The organism is Mesorhizobium sp. M7A.F.Ca.CA.002.15.2.1 (assembly GCF_003998715.1).
In the GTDB taxonomy this organism is placed as follows: Bacteria; Pseudomonadota; Alphaproteobacteria; order Rhizobiales; family Rhizobiaceae; genus Mesorhizobium; species Mesorhizobium ciceri.
The window spans coordinates 1-1194 of the sequence record NZ_RZPI01001033.1 but is presented as its reverse complement, the minus strand read 5'-3'; the positions used below and the strand labels follow the sequence as shown (position 1 = coordinate 1194).

At 63.0% G+C, this 1194-nt stretch carries 1 protein-coding gene and 1 pseudogene; both read right to left on the bottom strand.

Annotated elements, in window-relative coordinates:
* The coding region (locus tag ENZ74_RS32310) for a porin (protein WP_206522389.1) at window positions 1-183 on the bottom strand (183 nt) is incomplete at its 3' end.
* A 319-nt stretch (window positions 184-502) separates the two neighbouring features.
* A pseudogene (gene glyA / locus ENZ74_RS32305) lies at window positions 503-1194 on the bottom strand (serine hydroxymethyltransferase); the annotation flags it as partial.

The window sequence follows — 1194 nt, the reverse complement described above, 5'->3', positions numbered from 1 at the left end:
GCCGCCGATGCGCAGGCAGGTTTCGGTGCCGGGGATGTAGAAGTAACCAGCGCCGTAGACGTCGCAGATCTTGACGTATTCAGCGGGTTCCGGCTCGGCAACAACGACGGCGTCGGCGGCGTGCGCACCGGAAACTGCGATCAGAGCCGCAGCTGAGCCGAAAAGAAGGCTCTTGATGTTCATTTTCCTCTCCATTCAAAAGATCAAAAAAAGCCAGGGTATCTTTCGAGGCTGGCAACCCGCTCCCCGGAAAACGCCGCACCCATGGATCCAAGCTCCTCCTGCCGTCCGCAGCCGAAGGCGCCACTTCCGTCAATCGACGGAAATTGCTTGCAAAATGGCTCGGACGACAAACTTGGCGGTGGATGTATGCGGTGATTTCGCGATGACGTTAGGACAGGCGCAACTCGTCACGAATGGCGCTGCTACGCAAAACCATATCTGTGGCTAATGCCCTGTCCGCGGCAGCCATGTATCTGCCTGTGGCGCGCTCCCCGGACGGTCAACCGGGTCTGGGCTCGTAGATCGGGAATGCCTCGCAAAGCTCCTCGACCGACCGCCGAGCCGCCTTCTCCTGTTCGGCGCCCCATTGCGTTCCGACCGCATCCAGCACGTCGGCTATGAGATTGCCGACACGGGCAAACTCGCCCTCGCCGAAACCGCGCGTGGTGGCGGCCGGTGTGCCCAGCCGTATACCGGAGGTGACGGCAGGCGGCGCCGGATCGAAAGGAATGCCGTTCTTGTTGCAGGTCAGCCCTGCCCTGCCCAACGCCTCCTCCGCGTCCTTGCCGGACAGGCCCTTGCCGCGCAGGTCGACCAGCAGCAGATGCGTATCGGTTCCGCCGGAGACAATGTCGAATCCGCGCTCGCCAAGCGTCGCGGCCAGCTTTCTGGCATTCGCCACCATCTGCCGGGCATAGGTCTTGAACCCGTCCTCCAAGGCTTCACCCAGGGCAACGGCCTTGGCAGCAATGACATGCATCAGCGGGCCTCCCTGCAGGCCAGGGAACACCGCCGAATTCAGCTTCTTGGCGATGTCCTGGTTGTTGGTCAGGATCATACCGCCGCGCGGGCCGCGCAGCGTCTTGTGCGTCGTGGTGGTGACGATATCGGCGACCTCGACCGGGTTGGGATGCACGCCGCCGGCGACCAGGCCGGCGAAATGCGCCATGTCGACCATCATCAGCGCGCCGA